The sequence below is a fragment of the Mycolicibacterium sp. HS_4_1 genome, from assembly GCF_054515875.1.
In genome coordinates this window covers 1,578,841-1,601,307 of record NZ_CM137261.1, presented here as the reverse complement: position 1 = coordinate 1,601,307, position 22,467 = coordinate 1,578,841, and the positions used below count along the sequence as shown (strand labels likewise).

17 protein-coding genes and 2 tRNA genes are annotated in these 22,467 nt (G+C 67.7%); 10 read left to right on the top strand and 9 right to left on the bottom strand.

Annotation, left to right across the window (positions count from 1 at the left end; translation table 11 throughout):
* Positions 1–10: 10 nt before the first annotated feature.
* A complete protein-coding gene (locus tag ACX12F_RS07630; protein ID WP_459369001.1) occupies positions 11–1,594 on the bottom strand; it encodes a helicase HerA-like domain-containing protein in 1,584 nt (527 codons plus the stop codon).
* Between the two features lie 80 nt (positions 1,595–1,674).
* On the opposite strand from ACX12F_RS07630, the gene orn reads away from it, so the two are divergent.
* The 3 genes from orn to ACX12F_RS07615 all read left to right on the top strand — a co-directional run bounded on the left by orn (position 1,675) and on the right by ACX12F_RS07615 (position 3,091).
* Positions 1,675–2,304 (top strand): oligoribonuclease, encoded by a 630-nt coding sequence (orn, locus tag ACX12F_RS07625; protein ID WP_459369000.1) that lies wholly within the window; start codon positions 1,675–1,677, stop codon positions 2,302–2,304.
* A gap of 57 nt (positions 2,305–2,361) precedes the next feature.
* A tRNA-His gene (locus tag ACX12F_RS07620) sits at positions 2,362–2,434 on the top strand.
* Between the two features lie 87 nt (positions 2,435–2,521).
* The gene (locus ACX12F_RS07615; protein ID WP_459368999.1) at positions 2,522–3,091 is read left to right on the top strand and encodes a GNAT family N-acetyltransferase; all 570 of its coding nucleotides are present in this window, start codon (positions 2,522–2,524) and stop codon (positions 3,089–3,091) included.
* A 2-nt stretch (positions 3,092–3,093) separates the two neighbouring features.
* On the opposite strand, the gene ACX12F_RS07610 is transcribed toward ACX12F_RS07615, so the two are convergent.
* The 4 genes from ACX12F_RS07610 to ACX12F_RS07595 all read right to left on the bottom strand — a co-directional run bounded on the left by ACX12F_RS07610 (position 3,094) and on the right by ACX12F_RS07595 (position 4,332).
* Positions 3,094–3,447: a nuclear transport factor 2 family protein gene (locus tag ACX12F_RS07610; protein WP_459368998.1), complete on the bottom strand. Its 354-nt coding sequence runs from the start codon at positions 3,445–3,447 to the stop codon at positions 3,094–3,096.
* Between the two features lie 98 nt (positions 3,448–3,545).
* Positions 3,546–3,950, bottom strand: coding sequence for a type II toxin-antitoxin system VapC family toxin (locus ACX12F_RS07605; protein WP_459368997.1), 405 nt, complete (start codon positions 3,948–3,950; stop codon positions 3,546–3,548).
* Positions 3,938–4,165: a type II toxin-antitoxin system Phd/YefM family antitoxin gene (locus tag ACX12F_RS07600; RefSeq protein ID WP_459368996.1), complete on the bottom strand. Its 228-nt coding sequence runs from the start codon at positions 4,163–4,165 to the stop codon at positions 3,938–3,940. Before ACX12F_RS07600 ends, ACX12F_RS07605 begins: the two co-directional genes overlap by 13 nt.
* Before the next feature lie 94 nt (positions 4,166–4,259).
* A tRNA-Lys gene (locus tag ACX12F_RS07595) sits at positions 4,260–4,332 on the bottom strand.
* A gap of 398 nt (positions 4,333–4,730) precedes the next feature.
* Here ACX12F_RS07595 and ACX12F_RS07590 point away from each other — a divergent pair.
* Complete coding sequence (locus ACX12F_RS07590; protein ID WP_459368995.1) at positions 4,731–4,895, top strand: hypothetical protein; 165 nt, start codon at positions 4,731–4,733, stop codon at positions 4,893–4,895.
* Positions 4,896–4,905: 10 nt separating this feature from the next.
* Here ACX12F_RS07590 and ACX12F_RS07585 read toward each other — a convergent pair whose 3' ends face one another.
* Positions 4,906–5,130, bottom strand: coding sequence for a DUF3618 domain-containing protein (locus tag ACX12F_RS07585; protein WP_459368994.1), 225 nt, complete (start codon positions 5,128–5,130; stop codon positions 4,906–4,908).
* Between the two features lie 91 nt (positions 5,131–5,221).
* Here ACX12F_RS07585 and bcp point away from each other — a divergent pair, with 91 nt between their 5' ends.
* The 6 genes from bcp (at position 5,222) to ACX12F_RS07555 (ending at position 10,735) form a co-directional block, all read left to right on the top strand.
* Positions 5,222–5,695 (top strand): thioredoxin-dependent thiol peroxidase, encoded by a 474-nt coding sequence (gene bcp / locus ACX12F_RS07580; protein WP_459368993.1) that lies wholly within the window; start codon positions 5,222–5,224, stop codon positions 5,693–5,695.
* Positions 5,696–5,861: 166 nt separating this feature from the next.
* Positions 5,862–6,098, top strand: a complete 237-nt coding sequence (locus ACX12F_RS07575) for a hypothetical protein (protein ID WP_459368992.1) — start codon at positions 5,862–5,864, stop codon at positions 6,096–6,098.
* Between the two features lie 104 nt (positions 6,099–6,202).
* The gene (locus ACX12F_RS07570; RefSeq protein ID WP_459368991.1) at positions 6,203–6,973 is read left to right on the top strand and encodes a FadR/GntR family transcriptional regulator; all 771 of its coding nucleotides are present in this window, start codon (positions 6,203–6,205) and stop codon (positions 6,971–6,973) included.
* A 41-nt stretch (positions 6,974–7,014) separates the two neighbouring features.
* Entirely contained in the window at positions 7,015–8,637 is a 1,623-nt protein-coding gene (locus tag ACX12F_RS07565) for a class I adenylate-forming enzyme family protein (RefSeq protein WP_459368990.1), read from the top strand.
* A gap of 91 nt (positions 8,638–8,728) precedes the next feature.
* Complete coding sequence (locus ACX12F_RS07560) at positions 8,729–9,451, top strand: class II aldolase/adducin family protein (RefSeq protein ID WP_459370271.1); 723 nt, start codon at positions 8,729–8,731, stop codon at positions 9,449–9,451.
* 15 nt (positions 9,452–9,466) lie between these two features.
* On the top strand, positions 9,467–10,735 hold the full coding sequence (locus ACX12F_RS07555) for an amidohydrolase family protein (RefSeq protein ID WP_459368989.1): 1,269 nt from the start codon (positions 9,467–9,469) through the stop codon (positions 10,733–10,735).
* Positions 10,736–10,950: 215 nt separating this feature from the next.
* Here the strand turns inward: ACX12F_RS07555 and ACX12F_RS07550 are convergent, their stop codons facing one another.
* From ACX12F_RS07550 to ACX12F_RS07540, 3 genes are all read right to left on the bottom strand, one after another.
* Positions 10,951–12,279 (bottom strand): dipeptidase, encoded by a 1,329-nt coding sequence (locus ACX12F_RS07550; protein ID WP_459368988.1) that lies wholly within the window; start codon positions 12,277–12,279, stop codon positions 10,951–10,953.
* A 158-nt stretch (positions 12,280–12,437) separates the two neighbouring features.
* Positions 12,438–12,830 (bottom strand): holo-ACP synthase AcpS, encoded by a 393-nt coding sequence (gene acpS / locus ACX12F_RS07545; protein ID WP_020102278.1) that lies wholly within the window; start codon positions 12,828–12,830, stop codon positions 12,438–12,440.
* Between the two features lie 78 nt (positions 12,831–12,908).
* The gene (locus tag ACX12F_RS07540) at positions 12,909–22,127 is read right to left on the bottom strand and encodes a fatty acid synthase subunit beta domain-containing protein (RefSeq protein ID WP_459368987.1); all 9,219 of its coding nucleotides are present in this window, start codon (positions 22,125–22,127) and stop codon (positions 12,909–12,911) included.
* Positions 22,128–22,467 lie beyond the last annotated feature (340 nt).

Sequence of the window (22,467 nt, the reverse complement as noted above, 5' to 3'; positions counted from 1 at the left end):
ACCGGACGACCTACCTGCGGCGGGCCGTGCCGAACAGGCTGCGGGTGATCTCGCGGCCTGCCACGGTCGCCGCCGAGCGCAGGAAACTCTTGAACGCCGGGCTCTGCAGGACTTCGGCCACCACGCCGGGGCCTTCGGCCTCGACTTCGACGCGGCCGGACGCCGTGAGATCGGGCTCTTCGGCCGGTGTGGGCGCGGGCGCGGTGTCCGGGGCGGCAGGCGGTGCACCGGCCGGGGCCGGCGGCGCAGACAGCCGCTCGTAGGCCGAGTCGCGGTCGACTGTCGGCCCATAGGTCGCTTGCAACGCGCTGGCCTTGGCCGCGGCAACAATGGCGTCAGGGCCGATGGTGCCCATGAGCGACCGCGGGGCGCGCAGCCGCGTCCATGCCACCGGCGTCGGCGCACCCACCTCCGACAACACCGTGACGACGGCCTCGCCGATCCCGAGCGACGTGAGCGCCGACTCCAGGTCGTAGACGGACGACTTCGGGTACGTCCGGACCGTTTTGCTCAAGGCCTTCTGGTCATCGGGTGTGAAGGCACGGATCGCGTGCTGGACACGGGCACCCAGCTGGCTGAGCACGTCGTTGGGAATGTCGGTCGGCAGCTGGGTGCAGAAGAAGACGCCGACGCCCTTCGAACGGATCAGCTTGACGGTCTGCTCGACCTGGTCCAGGAACGCCTTGGACGCGTCGGCGAACAGCAGGTGCGCCTCGTCGAAGAAGAAGACCAGCTTCGGCTTGTCCGCGTCACCGATCTCCGGCAGCGTGGTGAAAAGGTCGGCCAGAACCCACATGAGGAACGTCGAGAACAGCACCGGCCGCGCGGCCTGGCTGCCCAGCTCCAGCAGCGTGATGATGCCGCGGCCCTGTGGGTCCAGCCGCATCAGGTCCTCGGGCTTGAGCTCGGGCAATCCGAAGAAAGTGTCTCCGCCCTCGGCCTCCAGGTTGATCAGCGCACGCAGGATCACGCCTGCCGTGGCCGGCGACACCGCGCCGAGCGCCTTGAGCTCCTCTTTACCGTCATCACTGGTCAAGAACTGGATGACGCCGCGCAGATCCTTCAGGTCATCGAGTAGCAGACCCTTCTGGTCCGCCCAGTGGAAGATCAGACCGAGCGTCGACTCCTGAGTCTGGTTGAGCCCCAACACCTTCGACAGCAGGATGGGCCCGAAGCTGGTGACGGTCGCCCGCACCGGAACGCCCACACCGGTGGTTCCCAGGGACAGGAACTCGACGGGAAACGCGGTCGGCGCCCAGTCGTCGCCGGTGTCGGTGGCGCGCTGAGCGGTCTTGTCGCCCGCCGCGCCGGGCTGCGCGAGCCCCGACAGATCGCCCTTGACGTCGGCCATCACGACGGGCACCCCGGCCGTCGACAGCTGCTCGGCGATCACCTGCAGCGTCTTGGTCTTACCGGTACCGGTCGCGCCGGCGATCAGGCCGTGCCGGTTGATGGTGGCCAGCGGAATCTTGACCTGAGCGCCGGCATCGACAGCTCCGTCGACGACGACCGCGCCCAGGTTCAGCGCCTGGCCGGTGACGGCGTAACCAGCGGCGATCTGCTGCGCGGGGGATGCACTCGATTCGGTCGTCATGCGCCTGACCCTACTTCGTCAGGTCACTGGTGCCCGGGTGTGGACACCCCGTGATCGGCCTGCGAATAGTCTGGAACACCGTGCGTGACGAACTGGTATGGATCGACTGCGAGATGACGGGACTGGATCTCAAGTCCGACCGACTCATCGAGATCGCGGCATTGGTCACCGACAGCGACCTGAACGTGCTGGGCGACGGGGTGGACGTGGTGATCAACACCGACGACGCCGCACTGGACGGCATGGCCGACATCGTGATGAAGATGCACACCCGCTCGGGCCTGATCGAGGAGGTGCGGACCTCCACGGTCACCCTCGAAGACGCCGAGCAGATGGTGCTGGACTACATCCGCAGCCACATCGGACAGGCGAAAACCGCTCCCCTGGCCGGTAACTCGATTGCCACCGACCGCGGCTTCATCGCCCGGGACATGCCCCGCCTCGACGATTTCCTGCACTACCGGATGATCGACGTCAGCTCGATCAAAGAACTGTGCCGCCGCTGGTACCCGCGAATCTATTTCGGGCAGCCGGACAAGGGGCTCGCGCACCGCGCGCTGGCCGATATCCACGAGTCCATCCGCGAGTTGAAGTACTACCGCGGCACCGCGTTCGTGCCCGCACCCGGCCCGTCTACCAGCGAAATCGCGGCTGTCGCGGGCGAGCTGGGCCCGCCGACGAACAACGCGACGGTAACCGATTCGGCTTAGCGGGCCGAAACGGCTAATATCTACGACGCTGCTAACGCCGAGAGGCTCGCAGCAATGGTGGCTGTAGTTCAGCTGGTAGAGCACCAGGTTGTGATCCTGGGTGTCGCGGGTTCGAGTCCCGTCAGCCACCCCGAGGTAGAACATCGCCTCACCCGCATGCGGGTGAGGCGATGTTTGTTTTCCAGGCCACACCCAGCCCGCTGGCACAGTGGTGAGCGTGGGTGACGTGATCGAGTTGCGAGCAGTCCGTCTCGACGGGCCCCGCGTCCGCCTCCGTAAAGCGCGCGACGACGACGCCGAGGGCCTGATCGAAACCCAGACCGACGAACGGGTGCGGCGGTACCTGGGTGGCCCGCGGCCCGTCGACGAGGTTCGCGCCGTGATCGAATCCGTAGGGGCGGCAACACCATTGGAAGCCCCCAGCTGCTACATCGTGGCGGCCGGGGATTCCGACGAAATGCTGGGGACTGTGACGCTCGGCCGCCGCCGCAACGACGTTCCCGGCCATCTGCACCCCGGTGGCGACGAGCTCGAGCTGAGCTATGTCTTTCGGCCGCACGCGTGGGGCCGGGGTTATGCGAGCGAAGCTGCGCGACTGTTGCTGCAGTACGCGGCCGACGAACTGGACGACCAACCTGTCGTGATCGTCACCCAGACCGCCAACCGCGCCTCACTGCTGCTGGCCGAGCGCCTCGGCTTCAGTGTGGTGAGCACGTTCGAGCAGTACGACGCCGAACAGGCGCTGGCGACCGCTCAACTGGCCACGTTCCGAACGCCCGAGGCCTAGGTTCAGCCAGGCACCTGGTCCAGGAAGCCGTGCACCGACCGGATTCGGCCGTCGGCGTCGGTCGCCAAAACGTCGAAGCCGACGATCGGCGGTTGCTCCCCGGCCGGCCCCAGCCCCCACTGAAAGCGGGCCTGGTTGTGGTGGCTGTCCGGTCCGCTGACGAGTGAGAAGACGAATCCAGGGAACTGGGAGTGCACCGCACCGATGACCCCGGAGATGGCGTCGCGACCACCCACGTCGGCCATCGGGTCCGTGTACGTCGCCTCCGGCGCCCAGTGATCGCCGAGTAGGGCGTTCCGCTCGGCTGGGTCGGTGGCGTTCCACGTCTTCAGGTAGGCGGTGACGATGTCGTTCATGCTGACCTCTTTCTGTCGGTTGGTCAGCTCCAAGCTTGGCCACGCCGGCGCGGCAAGTCGATTACGTCATAGGTAATGATGTTCCGCCACTTGGGTTTTCACCAGATGACCCGCAGGCCATTCAAGCCGCCGAACACGGGATCGGACGAGACGAGCGCAATCCCCTCGACCATCGCGGTGGCTGCGATCACCCGATCGAACGGGTCACGGTGCGCCCAGCCGATGGCCCCGCCGAGGATCGCGTGGTCCGTCGAGATGTCAATGGTTTCGACGGCGGCCCGCCGCAGGTGCTGCTCGAAGTTCATCGTGATGCTGTCCGCGAGTGGCAGCCTCCCCAGCCGGCACTTGGTGGCGATTTCCCACGCGGACGCCGCCGAGACGTGCAGTCGATTTGCCGCATCACTCAGGAGCCGTTGGGCCGCGTCAGACAACCGGGCAGGTTCGGTCAGCAACCAGAGCAGCACGTGGGTATCGAGAAGGTAGCCGTCTTTCAGCTCTCCCACGTCGCGAGCTCTTCCTCCGGCAGCGGATCGAAGAACGTCGCCGGGACGCGATAGGCGACAAACCCCATCGCACGCGGCCCAGGCTTCGCGATCGGCACCAGACGGGCCACAGGGACGTCGCCCCGGGCGATCACGATCTCGGAGCCAGATTCGACTTCGGCCAGCAAGGCCGACAATCGCGTCTTCGCTTCCTGCACTTTCACCACCTGCGCCATGTCACCAAACTAAGTTGACCAACCACGTTGGTCAACCTCTTGGCGCAAAACGACGACAGCCCCCTCCCGAAGGAGGGGGCTGTCGTATCTGGAGTGCGCCGTCAGGGTTTCGAACCCCGGACCCGCTGATTAAGAGTCAGCTGCTCTACCAACTGAGCTAACGGCGCGCGAGAGAGACATTAACAGTCCGATGGCCGCAGGGTGAAATCGTATGGTCAGCGCCATTTCTTGCGTCGTCACCGCGGGTATGAGCAGTGCGTCGAAGTCTGCAACCGCCACACAACCGGACCGAGCTGTAGCCAACGTCACACCCCGACATCTCCATCCGCTCCAACAGCCGAACACCGCCGGGAGGGCCGCACCCATCCGTCACTCCAGCATTGCCGGCACACACTCGCAGCAACGCGACATAGCAACTACCCCGTCAATAGCGGCCCACGTTCACCTATCGCCAAAAATCTGATGGACCTGCAACTTTGTGACGCGTCACGCAGAAATAAAGTTAGCTGAAACCGTGCGTGATGGTGTAGAAATATAGATGACGACGCTTGGAGGGGGTTAGCTGATGACACCCATTGCCGGTGCCGCCTACGCAGCGCCCAACGCCGACGTTGTGACAGCAGCCGACGACACCCTGTTCATCGTCCATAACTGCACCCGGCTGGGCCGGGTGGCGAATCCGCCCCGCAGCTGGCTGCCAGGCTGGCTGACGCCGCGTCGAGGGAACTAGAAGAGTCGAGTTATCCGCGGATTTTGCGGATAACCACCACCAGTACGACAACGCCGAGCCCGGCGAACGTTGCGATCACCGCCGGCTTGGAAGCGATCTCAATGGCCTTGGCCTTGGCGTCGTCCGCCAGCCGCTGGGGATTTGCCCGCTCTGCGAGGGCGTCAACCGTCAACGCCAACTGATCGCGTGCACGATCGATTTCCTGCTTGATCTCGTCAGGATTCCGGTCAGCCACTTCAGCCCTCCAGCTCGCGTTGCTCCTTGGCGCTCTACCCTAGAGCAGCTTGCCGTAACAGCAACGCTTGGCCGACAGAAGGGACACCCCGGTGGCACCGACACCGCGACTCGAAGTGGGCGCCAAAGCCCCCGCATTCAGCCTGCCCGACGCCGACGGAAACACGGTGAAGCTGTCGGACTACAAGGGCCGCAAGGTCATCGTCTACTTCTACCCCGCAGCCTCGACACCGGGCTGCACCAAGCAGGCCTGCGATTTCCGCGACAGCCTGGCCGAGCTCAACGAGGCCGGACTCGATGTCATCGGCATCTCCCCCGACAAGCCGGAGAAGCTCGCGAAGTTCCGCGACAACGAGGGCCTGACGTTCCCGCTGCTGTCTGATCCCGACCGCAAGGTGCTCACCGCCTACGGCGCGTTCGGCGAGAAGACGATGTACGGCAAGACAGTGCAGGGCGTCATCCGCTCGACGTTCCTCATCGATGAGAAGGGCAACATCGAGGTCGCGCAGTACAACGTCAAGGCGACGGGCCACGTGGCGAAGCTGCGCCGGGACCTGTCCGTCTAAGCCACCCGGCACCATCGACGGTTCCTGGCTCGGCGATCCCCGAGCGAGGAACCGTCTAGCGGCCCGCCCAACCACGCGTGACAGCTGCGTGGCCATTCGGCCAATCGTTGTCTTTGCCGGCGTCCCGCGAACAGCCGCAGATAAGTTCAGGTGCAAGACTTTTGACGTGGCATACAACATTCACATCCGCACCGTCGACAGCAGCATCCAATACCCCCAGGCGCTGAGCCATGGCGTGCAGGACCAGATTCTCTGGGTCCAGATCGGCGACGACGCCGACCATTCGGACACCATCTACTTCAGCCCGTCCTACTGGCAGCAGTACTCCGTGGACCCCCACAGTGAAGATCCGCTCGATCTGGACTTCGACGAGGACGAAGACGACGAGGACGACGACGAGTAGAACTCCGGCGCCCGGGGGACGACGTTTCGTGCCCCCGGGCCACACCGGATCGGCCGGGCGCCGACTTCGGCTACTCTGCCGCCCCTCTCTGGCACACTCGACCCGTGGCCGCGCCTGACGTCCGTTTTCGCCGCCTCGCGGAACAGGTGGCCGACGAGTTACGCCGGCGCATCCTCAGCGGCGACCTCGCCGACGGCAGCGTGCTGCCCACAGAAGACGAGTTGCTGGTCCAGTTTCCGATCAGCAAGCCCTCGCTGCGCGAGGCCATCCGCATCCTGGACGCCGAAGGGCTACTCAGCGTCCGGCGCGGCAAGCTCGGTGGCTCGGTGGTCCACCGTCCCAGTGCGAGCAATGTGGCGTACACGATGGGCTTGGTACTGGGCGCGAACCAGGTGAGCCTGGGCGACGTCGGCGCCGCCTTGCAGCAGGTGGAACCGGCCTGCGCGGCCCTGTGCGCCCAGCGCATCGACCGCAAGACCGCCGTGGTGCCGATACTTCGGCAGATTCACGCCGAGTCGGTCCAATCGGTCGAAGACCTGGTTCTGGCGACGTCCGCCAGCCGACGGTTTCACGAGGCGCTGGTGCAGTACTGCGGCAACGAAACGATGATCATCCTCGCCGGGGCGCTGGAGGCGCTGTGGTCATCGCACGAGCTGAGCTGGTCGCGGCAGTTCACCGACCACGGCAGCATCCCCGTCGACGAGCGCCGGGCCGCGCTGGAGGAGCACAGCACGCTGATCGACGCCATCGAGGCCGGTGAGGCCGACCGCGCACGCGAATTGGCCGCCACACACCTCCTCGACGCCCAGCACTACCCGGGGTCGGCCGGGGTAGTCGACCCCGCCATGGTGCGCACGCGCACCCGATCTTCGTGAATCCTTGACAACGCACACTCTTATTTTCATATGATTTGAAGATGCGGCCGGCGAAGGCGACGACCATGGAAACCACGGCAGTCACACGATCGCCCGCATTCACCGCCGAGGACGTGGCGCGCTTCTATGCCAACGGCTGGTGGACCGACGTTACGATCTCGGACGCCTTGCGCTCCAACGCAATACGCATCCCCGACCGCACCGCCTATGTGGACTATCCGAGTCGGTCGCTGACCTGGCGCGAATTCGATGGCGCAGCAACCTCTTTGGCCGGCCAGCTGACGGGCGCGGGTGTCCGCCCTGGGGACCGGATCGCGGTGTGGCACGGCGACACCACGGCAATCCACGTGCTGTTCGTCGCGATCGAGCGGTGCGGCGCGGTGGTGGTCGGCGTCGGCGCACGCGCGGGCATCCGCGAGGTGAAGGCGATTCTGCAGGGCGCGCAGCCACAGCTGCTGATCACCGATCCCCCGCGCCAGGATCAAGCCCGGATCGTGGCCACCGCCATCGGCTGCCCTCTCCTGACCCTGGACGAGTTGTCCGTGGGCAATGACCCCGCGCAGCTGAGCCCCGATACCCAGCTCGGTCCCGACGACGTCTTCCTCATCAACTCGACGTCAGGGACCACCGGACTGCCCAAATGCGTCGTGCACACGCAGAACCGTTGGCATTACTTCCACCAGCAGGCTGTCGCCAACGGACTGCTCACCTCGGGCGACGTGTTCCTGCCCGTCATCCCGACCCCGTTCGGTTTCGGTCTGTGGACCACCCACATCACGCCGATCCACCTGGGCACCACCAACGTGCTGCTGGACCGCTTCACCGTCGCGGCCGCATGTGCGGCCATCGAGCAACACAAAGTCACCGTGTTGTGTTGTGTCAGCACCCAATTGACCATGGTCATGGCGGACCCGGTCGCTCGCGAATACGACCTGAGCTCGCTGCGGGTGGTGTTCACCGGTGGCGAGGCCCTGCCCTACCGGCCCGCCCACGAGTTCGAGAAGTTGACCGGCGCAACGCTTCTGCAGTTCTACGGCTCCAACGAGACGGGCCTGCTCAGCGGCACCACGGTGCACGATTCGCTCGAACACCGGCTGCGCACGGGAGGCCGGGTCGTCGCGGACATGGCCGTCCGCCTGTTCGACGGGGACACCGACGTCACCGACACCGGCCGGGGACAGCCCGCCTGCCGCGGTCCGGCAACGAGTCTCGGCTACCTGGGCGGCACCGACCACGACAAGCTGTTCACCGCCGACGGCTGGATGCGGATGGGCGACATCTGCGAGATCGATGCCGACGGCTACCTGCGGGTGACGGGTCGCACGTCCGACTTCATCGTGCGCGGCGGCAAGAACATCAGCGCCGCGCAGGTCGAGGACGTTGTCATGACGCATCCGGCGGTCGGCCTTGCCGCCGCGGTGGCGATGCCTGATCCGGTATTCGGCGAAAAGGTCTGCGTCTACGTGGAATCGATCGACTCGGCGGCGCTGGAACTGGACGAGCTGTGCACGCATCTGCTGGCCCAGGACGTGTCGAAAGAACTACTGCCCGAACGGTTGATCATCGTCGAGGAGCTGCCCCGTTCCTCGGGCGGCAAGGTCGCCAAAGGTCAACTGCGCAAAGATATTCGCGCCCGGATGGGAGACGGACATGACCGCAGCTGAACCCGCGCACGCGCGGAGCGAAACGGTCCCCACGCACGCACGGAGCACAACAGCTCCCCGCCGCGGCGGCCTCGAAGTCTGGGCACCGTCGGTGACGCCACCGATCGGTGTCGACCTCACCGACGAACAGGCCATGGCCGTCGCCTTCCGCCACCTTGCGGGCATCGGCTTCGCCGAAAACCTGGCCGGGCACATCACCTGGCAGCTCGACGGCCGGACCGACATGTACGTCAACCCGTGGGGTCTGTGGTGGCAGGAGGTCACAGCCTCGGACATCTGTGTGGTCGACGAGGACGCCCGCGTGCAGCGCGGCCGCTGGGACGTCACCCCGGCCATCCACATCCACACCGAGCTGCACCGCGCCCGCCCGGATGCGCGCGTGGTGATCCACAACCACCCCTACTACGTGTGCGTGCTCGCGGCGCTGGGCCGGCTGCCGGAGTTGGTGCACCAGACCGGATCGCTGTTCCTCGACGACCTCTGCCTGGTCCACGAGTACGACGGTGAGGTCGACAGCCCTTCGCGCGCAGCCGAATTGGCCGCCCGTATCGGAACCGCGAACCTGACCATCCTGGCCAACCACGGTGTCATCGCCACCGGCCGCAATCTGGCCGAGGCGGTGTACCGGGCCGCTTCGATCGAGCGGGTCTGCAAGCTGGCCTACGACGTGCTGCTGACCAACTTCACGCCGACCGAGATGAAATGGTCCGACATGGTCGGCATGAAGGCCTCCCTGATCGAGCGCGCGGCCGACGTGTACTGGGCCGGCGCGGCCCGCATGACCATCAAATCCGACCCGTCCGTTCTGCAGTAAAGGCGTTGGTACGAAATGGAATCCATCGACGATCTGGCCGCCAACCTCGACTTCACCGTCGCGAAGACCGGTGCGGACCGCACCGTCACGCTGCTGCCCGACCCGTCGCGCGCCCCCCGCCGTTACACCGTGATCTCGGTGGACGACCACATCGTCGAGCCGCCCGATACCTTTACCGGACGGCTGCCGAGCAAGTTCGCCGACCGGGCGCCGCAGGTTGTCGACACCGACAACGGCGGCCAGACGTGGGTGTACGACGGCAAAGAGCTACCGAACGTCGGGTTCAACGCCGTCGTCGGCCGGCCGGTGTCGGAGTATGGCTTCGAGCCGGTCCGATTCGACGAAATGCGGCGGGGTGCTTGGGATATCCACGAACGCGTGCGGGACATGGACCTCAACGGGGTGTACGCCTCGCTGAACTTCCCGTCGTTCCTGCCCGGTTTCGCCGGCCAGCGACTGCAGCAGGTCACCACCGACCGCGACCTGGCGATGGCCTCGGTGCGGGCCTGGAACGACTGGCACTTCGACGTTTGGGCCGGCTCGTACCCGGACCGGATCATCCCCTGCCAGCTGCCGTGGCTGCTGGACCCCGAGGTGGGCGCCACGATGATCCATGAGAACGCCGAACGTGGTTTCCATGCCATGACTTTCAGTGAGAACCCGGCGATGCTGGGGCTGCCAACCATCCACTCGGGGTACTGGGATCCGATGATGGCGGCCTGCGCCGAGACCGGCACGGTCGTCAACCTGCACATCGGGTCGTCGGGGTCCTCCCCCTCCACCACCCCCGATGCGCCGCCGGACGTGCAGGGCGTCCTGTTCTTCGCCTACGCGATCTCAGCGGCGGTGGACTGGCTGTACTCCGGTCTGCCCAGCCGGTTTCCGGACCTCAAGATCTGCCTGTCCGAGGGCGGCATCGGCTGGGTCGCCGGACTGCTGGACCGGCTGGACCACATGCTCAGTTATCACTCGATGTACGGCACCTGGGACCGGCTGGGCGAGAAGCTCACGCCGGCCGAGGTTTTCACCCGCAACTTCTGGTTCTGCGCGGTGGAAGACCAGTCGTCGTTCGTGCAGCGTGACCGCATCGGTGTCGACAACATCATGCTCGAGGCCGACTACCCGCACTGCGATTCGACCTGGCCGCACACTCAGGCCACCATCCACGAGGAGATCGGCGACCTGCCCGCCGATGTCATCCGAAAGATCACCTGGGAGAACGCCTCACGGCTCTATCAGCACCCGGTGCCCGAGTCGGTTCAGGCCGATCCCGAGTCGTTCTGAACACGCGTACCCAACGTCTTCGATCCAGACCTGTCGCAAACCCGGACATTGTCAGCCGGTGCTGACAGCTCCAGATCGAAGATGCCGCAAAAAGACTCGCGTCGAATGTGCACACAGCCTGCGAAGCTGGCTGGAGCCGTGACGTCGGCGCACATTCGCAGCGCGAGACGACACCGGCACGACGACGGCCGCCATACCGCCGGTCCGGTAATGCCCTAGCACACGAGCGCACCGAGCAGCAATGCCTCGGAGATCGCCGCCTTCTCCAGCACTCCCAGGTGCAGGCTCTCGTTGATGCTGTGCGCCTGCGTGCCGGGATCCTCGACGCCGGTCACCAAAATCGTTGCGTCCGGGAAGGTCTCGGCGAATTCGGCGATGAACGGGATCGAACCACCCATGCCCATGTCGACCGGCGCGGTGCCCCAGGCGTGCGTGAATGCCGAGCGCGCCGCGTCGTACACCGGGCCACTGGCGTCGATGGCGTACGGCTGCCCGACGTCGCCGGGCGTGACCGTGACGCGCGCGCCCCAGGGCGCGTGGCTCTGCAGATGCTTGGTCAGGGCCGCCAGATGAGCCAGGGCGTCCCCGCCGGGAGCGACCCGCATGCTGACCTTGGCCCGTGCCCGCGGAATCAGCGTATTCGACGCCTTGGCGATCGACGTGGTGTCGATGCCGATCACGGTGATCGCAGGCTTGGCCCAAAGTCGTTGCACCACAGAGCCAGAACCAATCTGCTGCACGCCGTCGAGCATTCCGGTCTCGGCGGCCACCCACTCCGGACCCCGGTCGACGTCGGCCGCGGTGCCCTCGTAGAGGCCCTCGACCGCGACGTTGCCGTCGTCGTCGTGCAACGTTGCCAACAGCCGCACGAGAGCGCTCAGCGCGTCGGGCACCACGCCGCCCCACAGCCCGGAGTGCAGGCCGTGGTCCAGCGTCGCCACCTCGACCACGCAGTCGGCCAGGCCGCGCAATGACACCGTCAGCGCCGGAATCTCGGTGCTCCAGTTGTCCGAATCGGCAATCACGATGACGTCGGCGGCCAGCAGTTCCTTGTGCGCGCTCAAGAGCGCGCCCAGCGACGGCGAGCCCGATTCCTCTTCGCCCTCAACGAAAACCGTCACGCCGACGGGCGGATTGCCGCCGTGCGCCCGCATGGCAGCCAGGTGCACGGCGATGCCGGCCTTGTCGTCGGCGCTGCCGCGGCCATAGAGCCGCCCGCCCCGCTCGGTCGGTTCGAAGGGATCTGACTCCCACTGCGCGACATCGCCCTCGGGCTGCACGTCGTGGTGCGCGTACAGCAGCACAGTCGGGGCACCCTCGGGCGCCGGATGGCGGGCGATCACCGCCGGGGCGCCGCCCTCCTGGACGATGTGCACCTCGCCGAAGCCCGCGTCGGACAACAGCTTTGCGGTCAGCGCCGCGCTGCGGTGCACCTCGGCATGCCGGGCCGGGTCTGCCCATACCGACTGGATGCGGACGAGCTCCTCCAGGTCGGCGCGTACCGACGGCAGCACCTCACGGACAGCGGCGACGAGATCACTCATGCGGCCCAGGTTAATCCCTCGCGAGCGTGCGTGTCTGCGCGCAACACGCCACGCCCAGCGAGCATTTCACGCACGCTCGTACCCCGCGAGGGATCTGAAAATACCCACCGCGAGCGGCGTGTCCGCGGGCAGACACGGACGCTCGCGGGAAAGCGGGGCTAGTCCTGCTCGAGGACCGCAACGGCGGCGGCGGTGTCGCCTTCGTGGGTCAGCGACACATGGATGGCCACGCCCTTGAGGTGCTCGGCGATCTCGCCGGACAACCGCACCTTGGGCCGGCCCCACATGTCGGTGACGACCTCGATGTCGCGGTGGATGCCCTCGGGCAGCACCGGACGCTTCGAGAACCGCGAGCCCGACCACGCCTTGATCACGGCCTCTTTGGCCGCCCAGCGGGCCGCCAGGTGCCGTGCCGCCGACGAACTCTTGTCGGCGGCGTCACGGCGTTCACCTGGGGTGAACGTCTCCGCGAAGACGGTGCCCGGCTGGTCGACCTGCTCGGCGAAATCCGGAATCGAGACCAGGTCGATGCCCACGCCCAGGATGCTCATGGGCAACAACCTAGCCGGTCGGATCCGCGCCCTGCGCGATGGCTCACGCGCGATCCGCTCCGCTACTCGCTGGGCGGCTCACGACCGGGCGTACCAGCCGTCTTCGCCCAGGCGCGCATCGGCGTCGAGCAGCATGTCGGCTTCCTGACGCTTCTCCGGCGCATCGTGGTTGAAGCGACGGTCGGCCGGCTTCTCGTACAGCGCACGCCCACCGGCGATGGCCGACGCAAGCCGGTGCTGACCGGCCAGGACCCGCTCACCGGCACGGCGCAGGTAGTCCTCGCGCTCTGCCGGATCGAGGGCCGCCACCAGCGCCTGCGGGTGTACCAGAGCGACGAGGCCCGACACGTGACCGAAGCCCAGGCTGGTCACCAGACCGGCCTTGATCGGCAGGCGGTCGCCGAACTTCAGTGCCTCGCGGACCCACACGAAGTGCTGTGCGTTGGACAGCTCTTCGTCGACGCAGTCCAGGCTGCGGTTCGGCGGGATGACGCCGTCGCGCAGAATCTGGCACAGGCCCAGCATCTGGAACGCCGCGGCGCCGCCCTTGCTGTGTCCGGTCAGGCTCTTCTGGCTGACGATGAACAACGGGTTGCCCGGGGACCGGCCCATCGAAGCGGCGAGCCGCTCGTGTAGCTCGGTCTCGTTGGGGTCGTTGGCCAGTGTCGAGGTGTCGTGCTTGGAGATCACCGCGATGTCATCGGGGGTGACGCCCAGCTTGGCGAGGTCGCGCACCAGCTGGGACTGGCGGCCACCGCGGCCGGCACCCAGCGCACCCAGACCCGGAGCCGGGATCGAGGTGTGCACACCGTCAGCGAACGACGACACGTAGGCGACGACGGCCTGGATGGGCAGACCCATCTTCACCGCGAGGTCACCACGGGCCAGCAGGACGGTGCCACCGCCCTGGCCTTCGACGAAGCCGAGACGACGACGGTCGTTGGCGCGCGAGAACTTCGAGTCGCTGATGCCCCGGGCCCGCATCATCGCGGTCTCGGCGGTGGCCGACATGTCGCCGAAGCCGATGATGGCTTCCAGCGTCAGGTCGTCATAACCACCGGCGACCACGAATTCGGCCTTGCCCAAACGGATCTTGTCGACACCTTCTTCGACCGACACCGCCGCGGTGGCGCACGCGCCGACCGGGTGGATCATCGCGCCGTAGCTACCGATGTACGACTGCACGACGTGACCGGCGAAGACGTTCGGAAGCACTTCCTGCAGGATGTCGTTCGGCTTGTTCCGGCCCAGCAGGTTGCCGTGGTACATGGTCTGCATCGAGGTCATGCCGCCCATACCGGTGCCCTGCGTGGACGCCACGAGGCTCGGGTGCACCCAGCGCATCAGCTCTTCCGGCGAGAAACCGGCCGACAGGAACGCGTCCACGGTGGTGACCAGGTTCCACAGCGCCAGGCGGTCGATCGAGCTGGCCATGTCCGGCGTGACGCCGTAGACCTGCGGGTCGAAGCCGGTCGGCACCTGGGCACCGACGGTCCGCGACAGCTCGACCTTGCGCGGCACACGGATTTCCGTGCCGGCCTTGCGGGTGACCTGCCAGTCGCTGCTGTCCGGCACCGGCGCGATGACGGTGTGCTCCGGATCGAACTGGTGGAACGCCCGGGCGTCGGCCTCGGCGGACACGACGAAGGAGAAGTCCTTGTCGAGGAACACCGAAACCAGCAGCGGCGAAGCGTGATCGGTGCCGAGTGCGCCGTCGTCCACCCACTCGCGGATGCCGACGCGCTCCAGCACGACGTCGTGGTAGCGCTCGACCAGCTCGGACTCGTCGACCAGCTCACCGGTGTTGGTGTCGTACCAACCCGGCTTCGGGTCGTCTTCCCACTTGACCAGACCAGTGGTCCAGGCCAGCTCCAGGACGCCCGCGGCCGACAGCTCGCCGGAGACCTCCATCTCGAAACGGGTGCGCGACGAACCGTACGGGCCGAGTTCGGCACCGGACACCAGCACGACCATGTCGGCCGGGTCGATGTCCAGGTCGGCCCACTCCGGCGCCGGCGCGGCCTGGTAGCCCCGCGGCGGCGACGGCAGCGCCGAGATGGTGCCTTCGAGGTCCTCCTCGTCCACAGCGGCCTCGGCCACCATCTCCTCACGAGCCTTGGCGGCCAGCTCGGCCATGTCGAGCTCGATGTCGCCGAGGCCCCCGGTCAGGTCGACCTGGATGGGCTCACGGGCGGCCGACACCTTGGCGTCGATGCTGCACAGGTTCAGCAGCATGGAGGCCATCTCGTCGGTGGTGTACGTGACGACACCAGCCTCTTCGACGGCGCCCACGATGGCGTCGTTGTGGCCCATCAGGCCGGTGCCCTTGGTCCAGCCGATCAAGGCATGCGCCAGCGAAACTCGCTGCGACCATGAGGTTTCCGCCTTCCAGCGGGCGACGACCGCGTCGAGCGCAGCCTTCGACTCGCCGTAGGCACCGTCGCCACCGAACATGCCGCGGTTCGGCGAGCCGGGCAGCACCACGTGCAGGCGCGAGGCGATGTCGCGGTCGGAACCGATGTGCGAGAGCCCACCGATGAGCCGTTGCACGGCCCACAGCAGCACCTTCATCTCCATCTCCGCGCGGGCGCCGGCTTCCGACAGGTCCCCGGCGACGCGTGGCGCGGCGAACGGGAACAGCAGCGTCGGGGTCTGCGCGTCCTTGAGGTGGATGGCCTTGGGGCCCAGGTTCTCGACCTGCTCGGTACCGACCCACTCGACCAGTGCGTCAATGTCGTTGTAGGAGGCCATGTTTGCCGGCACGACCCACAGCTGGGCGCCGAAGCGGGCATTGTCACGGTAGAGCGTCCGGTAGAACGCCAACCGGTCGTCGTCCAGCTTGGACGTGGTCGCGATAACCGTGGCACCACCGGCGAGCAGCTGGCCCACCACGGCCGAGGCGATCGAGCCCTTGGAGGCACCCGTGACGACCGCGACCTCGCCCGCGTAACGGCCCTTCTCCGGGTTCTCCGCACCGGCGGCCGCGCGGCCGTACAGCGCAGCGTGGAGGGTGCGGCCGGCAGCGAGCGCCTTGCCCTGCCACCAGCTGGCCTGCGTGGCCACGACATGTCCGGCACCTTCGAAGCTCTCGGAGAGCTTCGCCCAGTCGCGGTTGACGTCGTCCTCTTCGAGCAGCCAGATGCGTGCCAGGTCCTCACGGGCGCTGGCCCAGCGGTCGTCGAACAACACAGCCTTGCGGCCGTCGAACGACGGTGCCACCAAACGCGGCCAGTCCGAACCCAATTCGGCGGTCACGAGGTCGATCAGCTCGGAGTCGGTGGCGTCGGGCACCGAGACCGGCGCCTGCAGACCCAGCTCACCAAGGATCAACCGGGCGGCCCCGGCCAGCACGCCGTTGGGGCCGGTGACCTTCTCGGCGAACTCGTTGAGCGCGGCCGAATCGACCACGCCGCCACCGGCACCACCGGCGGACGGCAGCGCCACGGCGATGCCCTTACGAGCACCGACCGCGGTGACCGCGGCGTCGATGACCTTGTCGACGGCGTTGGCATCGGCCAGTGCACCGGTGTGCAGGCCGCCCATGTCGCCGCCACGGACGCTGCTGCCCTCACGGGTGCCCAGCGCCACCTCGGCGGTGACGTGCTTGGCCCAGCCGGGGCCCAGTTCCCAGGCCTTGCTGACGCGCTCGGCGATGTACGCCGGACGCTTGCCCGAGGGTCCGAGCACCGTGCGCAGCTGGTCGTTGATCGCGTCGGAGAGGACGGGACCGAACGGCTTGTAGGTACGGGCCAGCTTGGTGACCTGTCCCTTCAGACCGGCCAGGTCCGCTTCCGCGGCACCGTCGATGGCGCCGAGGTTCAGCTCTGAACCCAGGTCGACGAGCAGCTGGTTGCGTCGCGACGACGCACCGTCGGTGATCGACTCGATGGAGTCCAGCGGCTCGATCTGGTCGATGCGCATCTTCGCCGACAGCGCGATGAGCGCCATGGTGGCGTCGGCGGCGTTGTAGACGATGTCGTCGGGGCGCGGGCCGCCGGCCGGAGCCGCGGGGGCGACGGCCGGAACCGGTGCTGCCGCAACAGCTTCCGCCGGTGCCTCCTCAGCGGCGGGGGCCGGCGCCGGGGAGTCGTCCTCCACCGGGTCGGTGTCGGTCGCGAACAGCACCGCGGCGTCGCGCTCGACGTTGAGCACCTCGGTGGTGTTGTGCGAGTACTCCGGGAGCTTCAGCGTGTTGCTGGCCAGGCCGGCGACGGTCGGCATGGTCTTCACGCCGACCTCGACGAACCGCTCGACCCCGAGGCCGCCGGCGGCTTCCTCGATGAACAGCAGGTCCTGCGTCTCAATCCAGCGCACCGGGCTGGCGAACTGCCAGGCCAGCAGTTCGATGACGGTCTTGCGCATCAGCTCGGACGGGTTGTCCCGGCGCCAGGTGTCGTAGTCGGCGAGGATCTCGTCGAGCGGCTCGGCCGGCACCAGGTCGCGGATCTCCTGGATGAAGTCCTTGTCCAGGGTGAACGGGCGCGGCACCAGGTTCGGGATGTACTTGCCGACCAGCAGCTCCGGGTCCTGCCCGTGCGGCATGACGCGATCGAGCGCACGGCGGAAGTCGTTGACACCGACCCGCAGCACCTCGGAGTGGAACGGCACGTCGATGCCGGGCACCAGGATGAACGACCGCTTGCCACCGGTGATTTCGCGACGACGCTCGATCTCGGCTTCCAGGGCCTCGAGGCCGCGGACGGTACCGGCGATGGCGTACTGCGAACCGCGCAGGTTGAAGTTCACGATCTGCAGGAATTCGCCGGTCTCTTCGGCGATCCGTGCGACGAAGTCGGTGACCTCGTCGTCTTCGAGATCGATCTGCGACGGCCGGATGGCGGCCAGGCGGTAGTCGGACCGGCCCTTGGCGTCACGCGGGACGATGTCGTGCATCTTGCTGCCGCGGTGGAACACCACCTCCAGCAGCGCCTCGAGCTCGTACACACCGGACACGCAGGCCAGCGCGGTGTACTCACCGACGGAGTGGCCGCAGGCGATGGCACCTTCGACGAAGGCACCCTGCTCGCGCATCTCGGCCACCTGGGCGGCCGCGACGGTGGCCATGGCCACCTGGGTGAACTGCGTCAGGAACAGCACGCCGTCCGGGTGGTGATAGTGCACGCCGCTGGCGATGATGCTGGTCGGGTTGTCCCGCACCAGGTGCAGCACGGAGAAGCCGAGGACGTCGCGGGTGAACGTGTCGGCCTTGTCCCAGACCTTGCGGGCGGCCTTGGAGCGGGCACGGACCTCCATGCCCATGCCCTTGTGCTGGATGCCCTGGCCCGGGAACGCGTAAACCGTTTTGGGAGCGGCCAATTGGGCCGAAGCGGCCATCACCAGTTCGCCACCGACCTTCGCGGTGACCTCGATGATCTCGGCGCCGCGGTCGATGCCGACGCGGTCGACGCGGAAGTCGATCTCGTCGCCCGGCATGACCATGCCGAGGAAGCGCGACGTCCAGCCGACCAGGCGGGCCGGCGGGGTGGCGCGGCCGTCGGTGGCGGTGACCACGTGCTGCGCGGCGGCGGACAGCCACATGCCGTGCACGATGGGCGATTTCAGGCCGGCCAGCAGGGCGGCGGCCCGGTCGGTGTGGATCGGGTTGTGGTCGCCCGACACCACGGCGAAGGCGCTCATGTCGACCGGCGCGGTGACGGTGACGTCGCGGCGACGACGACGCGGGGTCTCGGTGGCGTTGTCGGTGATGGCACCGCCGGCCCGGGCGGGGTCGGTCAACTCGGCAGCACCGCTGCGGCCACGGATGGCGAAGCGCTCTTCCAGGCGGGCCAGTTCGGTGCCGTCGGCGTCGGCGATGCTGACGGAGACCGGGACCACGCGGCCGACCTCGGTGTCGTACGCGGCGGAAGCCGTTGCGGTGACGGTCAATTCGGCCCGCTCTGTGGGCATCGGGGCCAGCAGGTGCGCGGCGTGGTCCAGGTGGACCAGGCTCAGCAGACCTTCGACGACCGGGATGCCGTCGTCGGTTACGGCAGCGCCGATGACCGAGAACACGGCCGGCCAGCAGCTGCCGACGAGGGCGTCGGGCACCAGGGTCAGGCCCGGCGCCAGCGGTGCGCCGAAGGTAGCGGTGACGCCGGTGTGGTCGGCGACCTCTTCCGGGTCCCAATCGGCGGTGACGGTCGCGACGTTGTCGGTGACGACCGGCAGGGCGTCGACGCCGTCGGCGCCCGCGGCGATGGCGAGCACGGCGCGCATCGCGGCCGAGGCGTCCTCGGTGGTGACGACGGGCATGCCGCCGTTGACGGTGGCGGCCGGCAGGGTGAAGCGGATCGCGATCCAGATGTCGGACAGCGGCACGTTCAGCACCACGGAGTCACCATCGAGCTCCAGCCGGGAACCGGTGGAAGGGTGTGTGGCCGAACGGTTTTCGTTGACCTGCCACTCGCTCGGCGCGCCGATGCGGTGCACCGGGTTGATGGCGGTGCGGCCGGCCCACAGCACGTCGGGCGAGTCCAGGACCACGGCCAGCGGGCCGGTGACGTCGGCGCGGGCCTGCCGGCGGGACACGACCGGAACCGGCTTGACACCGGCGGCCAGCACCTCATCGATGGCGGCCTGCTCGAAGCGGTCCAGCAGCTCACCGACGGGCTCGTCGACGCGGGTGATGCCGGCGACGGCGGCGGTGCCGGGGATGACGCAAACCTGGTCGGCGTCGTAACGGGCGTCGTGTGCCTGCCACAGCGAGTCGCTGCGCCACCAGCGGCGCACGTCCTTGTCGATGACCGGGACGAAGTTGACGGGCTTGCCCAGCGTCTTGCACAGGGTGATGAAGAACGGGATGTCCGCCGGGTGCAGGCGCAGGGTCGCGGCCTCGGGGTACCGGGCCAGCAGCTCGGCGATGGCGCGCTGCGGATCTTCGAGCAGCGCTTCGCCTTCGGCGGTAGCCGGGAAGAGGGTGTCGATGCGGCCGGAGTCGGCGGGGTTCAGGCGGGCCTCGGCGCGCTGCAGCATCTCCTCGAAGCGGTCGCGCCAGGTGACGTCGAGCCACGGCGAGTGGTCGCGCTTGGTGTCGGCGGTGCTGCTGCCGTCGCCGATCGCGAGCTCGACGTAGCGCTGCAGCCACTGCTGGTAGGTCATGTCCGCGACGTCACCGAAGTACGGCTTGGCGGTGTTGGCCATGGCGGCGATGATCTCGTCGCGGCGCTCGGCGACGGCGTCGGCGTCACCGGCGACCTCGTCGAGCAGGCGGCCGCAACGCGACGCGGCGTTGTCGATCTCGTGGATGTCGGCGCCCAGCTGGCTGCGGCCGGATGCCATGCCGCCCTGGGCCTTACCGGCGCCGACCCAGTGGTCGGTGCCCTTGGTGTCGACCAGCAGCTGCTTGACCTGGGGCGAGGTGGTGGCCTCGAGTGTGGCCATGGCGGCGGTGCCGACCAGGATGCCGTCGACCGGCATCAGCGGGAAGCCGTAGGTCTCGGCCCAGCGGCCGGACAGGTACTCGGCGGCGCGCTCGGGCGTGCCGATGCCACCACCGACGCAGATGGTCAGGTTGGCCTGCTTGCGCAGGTCCGAGTAGGTGCTGACGAGCAGGTCGTCGAGGTCTTCCCACGAGTGGTGGCCACCGGCGCGGCCGCCCTCGACGTGGACGATGATCTCCCGGTCGGGGACCTCTTCGGCGATCTTGATGACCGACTTGATCTGGTCCACGGTGCCCGGCTTGAACACCACGTTGGTGATGCCGATTTCGTGCAGTTCCTCGATCAGCGCGACGGCTTCTTCGAGCTCGGGGATACCGGCGGTGACGATGACGCCGTCGATCGGGGCACCCGACTGACGGGCCTTCTGCACGATGCGCTTGCCGCCCAGCTGCAGCTTCCACAGGTACGGGTCCAGGAACAGCGAGTTGAACTGGATGGCGCGGCCCGGCTCGAGGAGCTGGGTCAGCTCCTCGACGCGGTTCTCGAAGATCTCTTCGGTGACCTGACCACCACCGGCCAGCTCGGCCCAGTGGCCGGCGTTGGCGGCCGCGGCGACGATCTTGGCGTCGACGGTGGTCGGGGTCATGCCCGCCAGCAGGATCGGCGAACGGCCGGTCAGGCGGGTGAACTTGGTGGACAGCTTGACGTCGCCGTTCGGCAGCTCGACGGCGGTCGGCGCGAAGCTGGACCACGCGGGCTGCACGACCGGGGCGGCGCCGACGGTGAACAGCGAACGCTGGCCGGCGCGGGTGGCGGCGGGCACGATGCCCACGCCGAGGCCGCGGATGATCGGCGAGGTGAGGCGGGTGACGGTGTCGCTCGGGCCGAGGTCGATGATCCAGCGGGCACCGGCGTCGTGCATGCGCTCGACCTCGGCGACCCAGTCGATGGGCTTGACGAAGATGGCCTCGGTCATCGCGTGGGCCAGCTCGGTGTCGATGCCGCACTTGGCGGCCCAGCGGTCGACGACCTCGATGCCGTCGGCCAGACGCGGGGTGTGGAAGCCGACCTCGACCTGCACACCCTGGAACACCGGACTGAAGACGGCGCCGCCGCGCAGCTTGTTCTTGCGCTCGGCCTCGTCCTTCTCGGTGATCTTGCTGCAGTACAGCTCGAAGCGGGCCAGCTGCTCCGGGGTGCCGGTGATGACGACGCTGCGGCGGCCGTTGCGGATGGACAGGACCGGCGGCAGCACCGTGCGCACGTCCTTGGAGAAGTCTTCGAGCAGCTCGGCGATGCGCTCGGGGTCGACGTTGGTGACCGAGACCATCGGCGACTTGTCGCCACGGCCGACCATGCCGCGACGGCGCGACACGAGCGAGCCGGCGGCGCCGATGAGCTGGAGGAGCGCGAGGAGCTCGGCGTCGCGGGTGCCGTTCGCCTTGAGCGCCTCGGCGGCGATGATGCCCTGAGAGTGGCCGGCGACCGCGACCGGCGGGGTGCCGGCCAGGTCCAGGCCCTGGCGCTGGACGGCGCGGATGGCGGCCATCTGGGCCAGCAGGATGCCGGGGCCGGAGATGGCGGCGGTGGTCAGCTGCTTGGCCGACGGCAGCGGCTCGTCGGCGGCGAGGGCGCGCACCCACTGCATGGGCTCGAAGCCGATGGGCCGGACGACGACGAGCTCGCGCGCTACCGGCTCGAGCAGCAGAGCCGCTTCGCCGACGATCTCGCTGAGCTCCGACTCGATACCGGCCGAGCTGACCAACTCTTCGAGATTCTCCAGCCACGAGGCACCCTGGCCGCCGAACGCGACGGCATAGGGCTCGCCGGCATTGAGCAGATCCACGAGAGCGTGCGCACTCGCCGCCACCGCCTCGGTGTTGCCACTGGTCACATTGCGCTGCTCGTTGATCGTCATGCGTCCCTCTCGTCGTTGCCGCGCGAACCGGTCAGGTGCTTGGTCTTGGTAGTCGGCCCTGGGGCAACGCGATGCGACGTCGGATCGCGTCAGGCCCGTGCTGCGCGTAGCGACCGATGTCTTCGGTGCCAAATGAGCCGGGCCGACTGCACTAAGAGTGTCATAAGATTCGCGGCAATTTTCTGCCGGAAATAGTTACCAACGAGTTCTACGGATGGGTAACCACCCGCCTGGGTAACACCGCGTCATCGGACCGCCCATACCCAACCGGACAAACGTCCTGTTGGCGGCTGGTTACGGTCGAGTAGTAACAACATCGCTGATCAAAGCGGTATTGTTA

What these genes read in the sequence shown, in the direction of transcription:
- ACX12F_RS07555 (WP_459368989.1), top strand. Translation starts at nt 9,467, where the DNA reads ATGGAATCCATCGACGATCTGGCCGCCAACCTCGACTTCACCGTCGCG.
- ACX12F_RS07610 (WP_459368998.1), bottom strand. Translation starts at nt 3,447, where the DNA reads ATGAACGACATCGTCACCGCCTACCTGAAGACGTGGAACGCCACCGAC.
- ACX12F_RS07600 (WP_459368996.1), bottom strand. Translation starts at nt 4,165, where the DNA reads ATGGCGCAGGTGGTGAAAGTGCAGGAAGCGAAGACGCGATTGTCGGCC.
- ACX12F_RS07550 (WP_459368988.1), bottom strand. Translation starts at nt 12,279, where the DNA reads ATGAGTGATCTCGTCGCCGCTGTCCGTGAGGTGCTGCCGTCGGTACGC.
- ACX12F_RS07590 (WP_459368995.1), top strand. Translation starts at nt 4,731, where the DNA reads ATGACACCCATTGCCGGTGCCGCCTACGCAGCGCCCAACGCCGACGTT.
- ACX12F_RS07630 (WP_459369001.1), bottom strand. Translation starts at nt 1,594, where the DNA reads ATGACGACCGAATCGAGTGCATCCCCCGCGCAGCAGATCGCCGCTGGT.
- acpS (WP_020102278.1), bottom strand. Translation starts at nt 12,830, where the DNA reads ATGAGCATCCTGGGCGTGGGCATCGACCTGGTCTCGATTCCGGATTTC.
- ACX12F_RS07565 (WP_459368990.1), top strand. Translation starts at nt 7,015, where the DNA reads ATGCGGCCGGCGAAGGCGACGACCATGGAAACCACGGCAGTCACACGA.
- ACX12F_RS07540 (WP_459368987.1), bottom strand. Translation starts at nt 22,127, where the DNA reads ATGACGATCAACGAGCAGCGCAATGTGACCAGTGGCAACACCGAGGCG.